Source organism: Sphingobium jiangsuense (genome assembly GCF_014196495.1).
Classification (GTDB): domain Bacteria; phylum Pseudomonadota; class Alphaproteobacteria; order Sphingomonadales; family Sphingomonadaceae; genus Sphingobium; species Sphingobium jiangsuense.
This window is the reverse complement of the sequence record NZ_JACIDT010000044.1, coordinates 1-6,883: the sequence shown is the minus strand read 5'-3', so window position 1 is coordinate 6,883 and position 6,883 is coordinate 1. Positions and strand designations below refer to the sequence as shown.

The 6,883-nt window shown below is 62.0% G+C and carries 9 protein-coding genes; 6 read left to right on the top strand and 3 right to left on the bottom strand.

From position 1 onward, the window contains the following. On the bottom strand, nucleotides 1-354 hold a 354-nt coding region (locus GGR43_RS23440; RefSeq protein ID WP_246343996.1), incomplete at its 3' end, for a hypothetical protein. Nucleotides 355-373: 19 nt separating this feature from the next. After that, complete coding sequence (locus GGR43_RS22995) at nucleotides 374-1,027, bottom strand: Crp/Fnr family transcriptional regulator (protein ID WP_129927364.1); 654 nt, start codon at nucleotides 1,025-1,027, stop codon at nucleotides 374-376. Nucleotides 1,028-1,187: 160 nt separating this feature from the next. On the opposite strand from GGR43_RS22995, the gene GGR43_RS22990 reads away from it, so the two are divergent. Genes GGR43_RS22990 through GGR43_RS22975 form a run of 4 tightly spaced genes read left to right on the top strand, consistent with a single transcriptional unit; the run spans nucleotide 1,188 to nucleotide 4,697 of the window. After that, nucleotides 1,188-1,652, top strand: coding sequence for a globin domain-containing protein (locus GGR43_RS22990; protein WP_171010603.1), 465 nt, complete (start codon nucleotides 1,188-1,190; stop codon nucleotides 1,650-1,652). Next, nucleotides 1,649-1,927 carry a TehB family protein gene (locus GGR43_RS22985; protein WP_011950472.1) on the top strand — a complete coding sequence of 93 codons (279 nt, stop codon included), beginning with the start codon at nucleotides 1,649-1,651 and terminating at the stop codon, nucleotides 1,925-1,927. The genes GGR43_RS22990 and GGR43_RS22985 overlap by 4 nt, the downstream gene beginning before the upstream one ends. Then, the gene (locus GGR43_RS22980; RefSeq protein ID WP_011950471.1) at nucleotides 1,927-2,397 is read left to right on the top strand and encodes a membrane protein; all 471 of its coding nucleotides are present in this window, start codon (nucleotides 1,927-1,929) and stop codon (nucleotides 2,395-2,397) included. The genes GGR43_RS22985 and GGR43_RS22980 overlap by 1 nt, the downstream gene beginning before the upstream one ends. Nucleotides 2,398-2,417: 20 nt before the next feature. Beyond that, a complete protein-coding gene (locus tag GGR43_RS22975; RefSeq protein WP_011950470.1) occupies nucleotides 2,418-4,697 on the top strand; it encodes a nitric-oxide reductase large subunit in 2,280 nt (759 codons plus the stop codon). 81 nt (nucleotides 4,698-4,778) lie between these two features. Here the strand turns inward: GGR43_RS22975 and GGR43_RS22970 are convergent, their stop codons facing one another. After that, on the bottom strand, nucleotides 4,779-5,381 hold the full coding sequence (locus tag GGR43_RS22970) for a GNAT family N-acetyltransferase (RefSeq protein WP_011950469.1): 603 nt from the start codon (nucleotides 5,379-5,381) through the stop codon (nucleotides 4,779-4,781). Nucleotides 5,382-5,925: 544 nt separating this feature from the next. Here GGR43_RS22970 and GGR43_RS23435 point away from each other — a divergent pair. Together GGR43_RS23435 and GGR43_RS22965 are read left to right on the top strand one after the other, a co-directional pair. Further along, complete coding sequence (locus GGR43_RS23435; RefSeq protein WP_174703678.1) at nucleotides 5,926-6,066, top strand: hypothetical protein; 141 nt, start codon at nucleotides 5,926-5,928, stop codon at nucleotides 6,064-6,066. An 81-nt stretch (nucleotides 6,067-6,147) separates the two neighbouring features. Then, nucleotides 6,148-6,883 (top strand): adenine nucleotide alpha hydrolase family protein (locus GGR43_RS22965; RefSeq protein WP_246343995.1); only part of this gene is annotated, 736 nt, incomplete at its 3' end.

The window sequence follows — 6,883 nt, the reverse complement described above, 5'->3', positions numbered from 1 at the left end:
ACCGCAAGATCGCCGCTTAATATCAACCCCAGGACGAGGCCCGCACTCCGCTAATTTACGCCGCGAGTTGTGCCAAATGTTCTGACGACGGACAACGGTATAGACCTCGCCGTAGCCCGGCACGATGACCGTGCGCGCAACCGCGCGAGGATCGTCTGTCGGCGCGGGCTGAACAAGAACAGTGCCGCGGCCTGGCAGATATAACATGCGCGGTTGCGGGGCTGCCGGCTTCTGGTCAGAGGACTGCGCGGCTATCGGCGCAGTCGCGCCGATCGTGAGCGCGGCTGTCGCCGCCAAAGCCAATAATTCTATGCGGGCCACAGTGAGGCAAATTGGCCGGGGTGCGGTTTTCATCAAGTTAACGCCCCAATTGCTAGAGGAGTGGCCTGCCCTCTGCGAGGGAGTCCAGAGCAGTACGATCATGGATTAGGATGCGTCGTCCGATACTTGTGAGCAGGCCGGCCCTGGCCCAGGCGGAGAGCATTCGGCTCGCAGTGTGAAGGGTCGTTCCCGAGAACTCCGCCAGGTCCTTACGACGTAGCGGGAACGCTACCTCGTCGCCACCATCGTTACGGATCAGGCGCAGGAGCGCACGGGCGAGACGCTGATCGGCGCGCTGGGTGGCCAACTCGCGGACCCGATCCTGAAGTTCGATAAGCCGCGTCCCGATCACTCGAATGACGTTCAGCGACACCTGCGGATATATGCCGATCAGCACTACTATATCCGCCTCGCTCCAACTGAGGACGACCGACGCCTCCGCTGTGATCGCGTCCGCCGGAAGAAGGTGGTCAGTGAAGAGAGGCACTGTTCCGAACATTTCGCCGGAGCCGATAAAGCGAATGATCGCCTGCCCGCCATCACTGCCGGTCTGGATGATTCTCACGCTGCCCTTCGCCACCGCATAGGCCCGCTCGGCACGGGCTCCTTGCTCGAAAATCCTCGCATGTTTTGGCAATCGTTCGATGCGTGCGCAGGCATGGGCATGCACCAGCGCTTCGTGAGGCAGATCGCGAAATAGCTCCACCGCGCCGATAATCTTCAGGTGTGAAGCAAGGCCTCGGGTCTGAACGATGATTTGCCTCCTGCCTTCTCTCGTTCGGGTCGATCTAGTCGAAATAACAGAGCCGAGTTTGCGCCAGCGCAAACCGGCTCGCACCGACAGCCTCTACAAGCAAACTGTTATCATGAAGAGGATCGTCGTGACCAAAGCATTGTCTCCCCAAACCATGACGTTGGTCAAAGCGACGGCGCCAGCCCTTCAACAGCATGGCGTGGACATCACCACGCGCATGTATCAGCGGCTATTTGTCGATCCCGAGATCAAGGCGCTGTTCGACATGGCCGCGCAGGAGTCGGGCGCGCAACCCAAGCGCCTTGCGGCGGCGATCCTGGCGTTCGCCCAGAATGTGGACAAGCTCGACGTCCTGAAACCGGCGATCGAGCGGATCGCCGGGCGGCACGTCGATACCCATATCAAACCAGAGCATTATCCTGCGGTCGCCAATGCCTTGCTGCCGGCCATTCGCGACATCCTGGGCGAGGCCGCGACGGACGAAATCCTGGCGGCATGGGGCGAAGCCTATTGGTTCCTCGCCGACATTCTGATCGCGCGCGAGGCCGAGCTTTATGACGAGGCCCAGGCCGCATGACGGGGCCGGCGCCCTACAGCTCGTCGCCGGTGTTCGATCAGGACACATTGCCGGCGGCGCTGCGCGCGCGCCATGACACCAAGGCGGGGGTGTGGGGACTGATCCGCGTCCTCGAAGGTGAACTGAAGCTCACCTATCTCGAGCCGGCGTCGGAAGTCATCCTGAAGCCCGGTCATCCCGGTCTGATCGAACCGCAGCAGCCGCATTTCGTGACCCCGCTGGGTCCGATGCGGATGCAGGTCGAATTTTACCATGAGCCGCCCCCGAAGAGCTGATGATCGCGGACGATTTCACTCTTGCGCGCGTGATCCATGTCGTCGCCGTCCTGTTCTGGATCGGCGGCGTCGCCTTCGTGACGCTGGTGCTGATGCCGGCCGTGCGTGCCGGCAATCCGCCCGCTGAGAGGCTGGCGGCATTTCACCGGATCGAAGGCCGCTTCGCGCCGCAGGCTCGGCTGTGGGTTCTCCTTGCCGGCGCTAGCGGCTTCTGGATGACCTGGCGGGCGGACCTGTGGGAGCGTTTCGCCGATCCCCGCCTCTGGTGGATGCAAGCGATGGTGGCGATCTGGCTGGTGTTCGTCGCCATGCTGTTCGTCATCGAGCCGCTTTATCTGCACCGCCGCATGGCCGCTTCCCCCGATCCGGCGGCCGACTTCGCACGCATGGAGCGTATGCACCGTCTGCTGCTGGCGGCATCGGTCATCGCGCTGATCGGCGCCGTCGGCGGCAGTCACGGGCTTTTCTAAAGGAAGAGGGACGGGGAACGATGTCGACGACGAAACGGCTGTGGATCGGCCTGGCTGCCGTCATCTTCGCAGGATTCGCGGTGATGCTGTGGCTCGGGTCGGACCTTATGCGTACCGCGCCGCCGATCCCCGAACGGGTCGTGACCGCTTCCGGGCGCACCGTCTTCACACGCGACGATATCGAGACCGGCCAACAGGTTTGGCAGTCGATGGGCGGCCAGCAGCTCGGCAGCGTGTGGGGTCACGGCGCATTGATCGCGCCCGACTGGTCCGCCGACTGGCTGCACCGGGAGGCGCTGGCCCAGCTCGACGCCGTTGCCCGCACGAAGGGCGCGGCCAGCTTCGACATGCTGTCGCTGGCAGATAAGGCGGCTTTGCAGGCCGAGCTACGTCCCGGCTTCCGTGCCAACACCTATGACGCTGCGACCGGCACGCTGACGATCAGCGACGCGCGCGCTGCAGCGATCGCCGGCGTGGCAAGGCATTATGACAGCCTGTTCTCCGCTGACCCGGCAACGCGCGATTTGCGCGTCGCCTACGCCATGAAGGAGAACACACTTCCCGATCCGGCGCGGCGCAGGGAACTCGCGGCCTTCTTCTTCTGGACAGCCTGGGCGACCGTGACCGATCGGCCCGGCGATATGGTGAGCTTTACCAACAACTGGCCCTCCGAACCGCTGGTCGGCAACGTGCCCACGTCCGGCACCTTCATGTGGTCGCTTTTCAGCATCCTCTTCATGCTCGCCGGCATCGGCCTTCTCGCGTGGCACTATGCGGTCTGGCACGGCAAGGAACCGCCGCTCACCCCGCCCGCGGCCGATCCGCTCAAGGGGATCGTTCTGACACCCTCGATGCGTGCCAGCGCCAAATATTTCTGGATCGTCATCGCGCTCCTGCTCGCGCAGATCGGCCTGGGGGCGGCGACCGCGCATTATCAGGTCGAGGGCCAGCATTTCTACGGCATCAACCTCGCCGACTGGCTACCCTACAGCCTGACTCGAAGCTGGCACACCCAGCTCGCGGTGCTGTGGATCGCGACGGCCTGGCTCGGCACCGGCCTCTATATCGCGCCCGCCATCTCCGGCCATGAGCCGCCGTGGCAGCGCGCCGGTGTCAACTTCCTGTTCGTCAGCCTGATCGTCATCGTCGTCGGCGCGTTCGCCGGACAATGGCTGGCGGTGATGCAGAAGATGGGCCTCACCGAAAACTTCTGGTTCGGGCATCAAGGCTGGGAATATGTCGATCTTGGCCGGTTCTGGCAGATATACCTCTTCATCGGCCTGCTGCTGTGGCTCTTCCTCGTGGGTCGCGCGCTCTGGCCCGCGATCCGGCGCCGGGATGAGATGTCCTCGATCGTCGGCCTGCTGTTCCTCTCCACGGTGGCGATCGGTCTCTTCTATGGCGCGGGGCTCATGTATGGCGCGCGCAGCCACCTGTCCGAGGTTGAGTATTGGCGTTGGTGGGTGGTCCATCTCTGGGTCGAGGGCTTCTTCGAGATTTTCGCGGTCGCCGTCATCAGCTTCCTGTTCGTAAAGCTGGGGCTGGTGCGCGGCCGCACGGCCACGGTCAATGTGCTGTTCGCGACGATCGTCTTCCTGTCGGGCGGCGTGCTTGGCATGTTCCACCATCTCTATTTCGTCGGCACGTCGATGGCGGGCGTGGCGCTCGGCGCCAGTTTCTCCGCGCTTGAGGTGGTCCCGCTCGCGTTAATCGGCCTCGAGGCGATGGACACCTGGTCGCACAGTCGCGCGACGCCGTGGATGGCGCGCTACAAATGGCCGATCATGTTTTTCCTCGCGGTGAGCTTCTGGAATCTGGTCGGCGCCGGCCTGTTCGGCTTCCTCATCAACACGCCGATCGCGCTCTATTACGTCCAGGGACTCAACCTGACCCCGCTGCACGGCCATACCGCGCTCTTCGGCGTCTATGGGATGCTCGGCATCGGCCTGATGCTCTTCTGCCTGCGCGGCCTGCGCGATCATATCCATTGGAACGAAGGCTGGCTACGCGCGAGCTTCTGGTGCTTCAACATCGGGCTTGCCCTGATGGCCCTGCTCACGCTGCTGCCGATGGGCGTGCTGCAACTTCAGGCGGCGCTCGATCATGGCTACGCCTATGCGCGGTCGGCCGCGTTTATGGATCGGCCGCTGATCCATTTCCTCGTGTGGATGCGCACCCCCGGCGATGTGGTATTTGCCGCTGGCGCGCTGCTGCTGACGGCGTTTGTCGCGCTGCAATGGCTTCGGCCCATACCGGAAGTACCCGCCTCTACTGCAAAGGCGAACGAACAGAGCGTTTGACTAACACCTACGTGCCGATTTGTGGATATCAGTCAGCCCGTAAAATGACTGCTGTGGTGTAGAGGGAATGCAATTCCCATCCTAAGGATGCATAGAGACCGCGACCCTCTGCAGTGGCGACCAACACCTCCCGCGTCGCACCATGATGCGCGCGATGGATTCAAGTTTCTTCATGACGGTTCGCGCGAGGCCGCGCCGTCTATGAGCGGCGTTGGTTTCGATCCGATCGTATATGGCAAACTCACCGACGCGAACGACACGTCCGATTGCGACCAGCGCGCCGCTCGGAGTAAGCGCCCGCACGATTACAATGGGGCGAGGTTCAGCCGCATCGAGCAGATAGCCGTCAGGAGGCGCGGAATCGCCGGGCATGATGCGCCGATATTTCATCATGAAGCCCGGTGGCTGTATTACCCAGTGTTCTGGTAAGGCGACGCGCATTGCTGTCGCCGAGACACAAGCTTTCAAAAAAACCCACGGCTCCTCGATCGTGGTGGCCAATTCGTGCAGGGCCGGCGAGATATCGGTAAAGACATAGCGCGTCCGTTGTTGCGGCCATCCCACATCGACTCTGAAACCACCGTGATCTTCGACCGGAGGCGGCGTTTCGCGGGCAATGGTCCATCCTTCGATCCAAGTCGCCACAACTCTTGAATCGGCAACCAACTCATGTTCGTTAGCCATGCCTCATCCTATCAAAACCTGATGCCGGTTGGACGAGCAGATCAGTTTACGGGCGAGGGCGAAAATCGTTGATATATCGCTTGGTCTCGGAAACGCTGATTTTCGAGACAACGCAGCCTGAAAGGCTCAAAAGCGGCAATGAGCATCTCCTCGATTTCGACTTCCGGTTGATGGGCACAGGCGAGTTAGCCAGACAAGTCGTGGTTAGAGGTTCGGACTGCAATAATAGAGTTGTCCAAAGAGCCGGGTCCTCTCTACCGGTCTATCCTAGCCCTTGAACGACCGCTTCTGCGACAATCGAGACGTCAAGCGCCCCAGGTTGACGCAACGCTATCGAGCCGCTTAGCTCATTCTACGTTCAGCCATCTATGCTCATCTCGGCGGACTTGTTCAAACCGACACACAAACTACGCACTCGGCGCTTCGCACAAAGTTCTATAGGACAGCGAAGGCCGGTCATCCATCGATTCCGGCATCATTTGATACATGCATTATCTTAGGGCAGCCCGACGTAAAATTGCCGTCCCGAAACGAGCCATCGCCCGTGTCCGTCCATCCAATGATCGAGATGGCCAGCACCGCAGAGGCCGACGACCACCGCGACCTGACAACGGCGCAAACGGCCGAGTTCGGGGGTCATCTCGACCTCTACGATCGCACATCTTGCCTGCAGGACAGCGACTAAAGCGGGCGGCGACTACGGCAGAGAGGTGAGGGGAAGGGAGCCGGGCGCGCAGAATGGCTGCGCGAGACCGGAGCGACTCCCATGCTGGCCAGCGATCGCCCCGCGCCGTCCGCGCGGCCCCGTGACATCGACTATATCCGCGTCGCCGAGCCGGCTCCCGTCGTGCTTGCCTATGGCATCGGCGTCGACAGCACGGCGCTCCTCGTCGAGCTCGAAAGCCGCGGCACGCCGCCTGATCTCGTGATCACCGGTGACCCGGGCATCGAGAAGCCGGAGACCTATGTCTATCAGGAGATGATGGCGGCGTGGATGGCCGCGCGCGGCATCCGCTACGAGACCGTCCGCTACACGCCAAAGCGCTTCAAGCACTGGCCGCCCTATTACGACCTGCTGGCCAATGTCCTCACCAATGCCACACTCCCCAGCATCAGCCTCGGGCGCCACAGCTGCAGTCTTAAGTGGAAAGTGGCTCCGCAGGACGCTTTCCTGAAGCAATGGGAGCCGGCAAAGGCCGCCTGGGCCAGAGGCCAGAAGGTCATACGCCTCATCGGGTATGATGCCTCGCCCGCCGACACGCGCCGCTATAACCATGCGTCCGCCATCGCGAACGATCTGTTCGAATGCCGCTACCCCTTGCGCGAATGGGGCTGGAACCGCGCCGCCTGCATCGCGCGCATAGAGGCCGCAGGTCTGCCGGTGCCACCAAAATCGAGCTGTTGCGCCTTATGTTTGCAGACGATGTCTCGTCTCAGGGTAAGCCGCTGTTTTAATGTCGATAATAAAATTCCGACGTTTGAGACATTTTGCGTCTATTTCG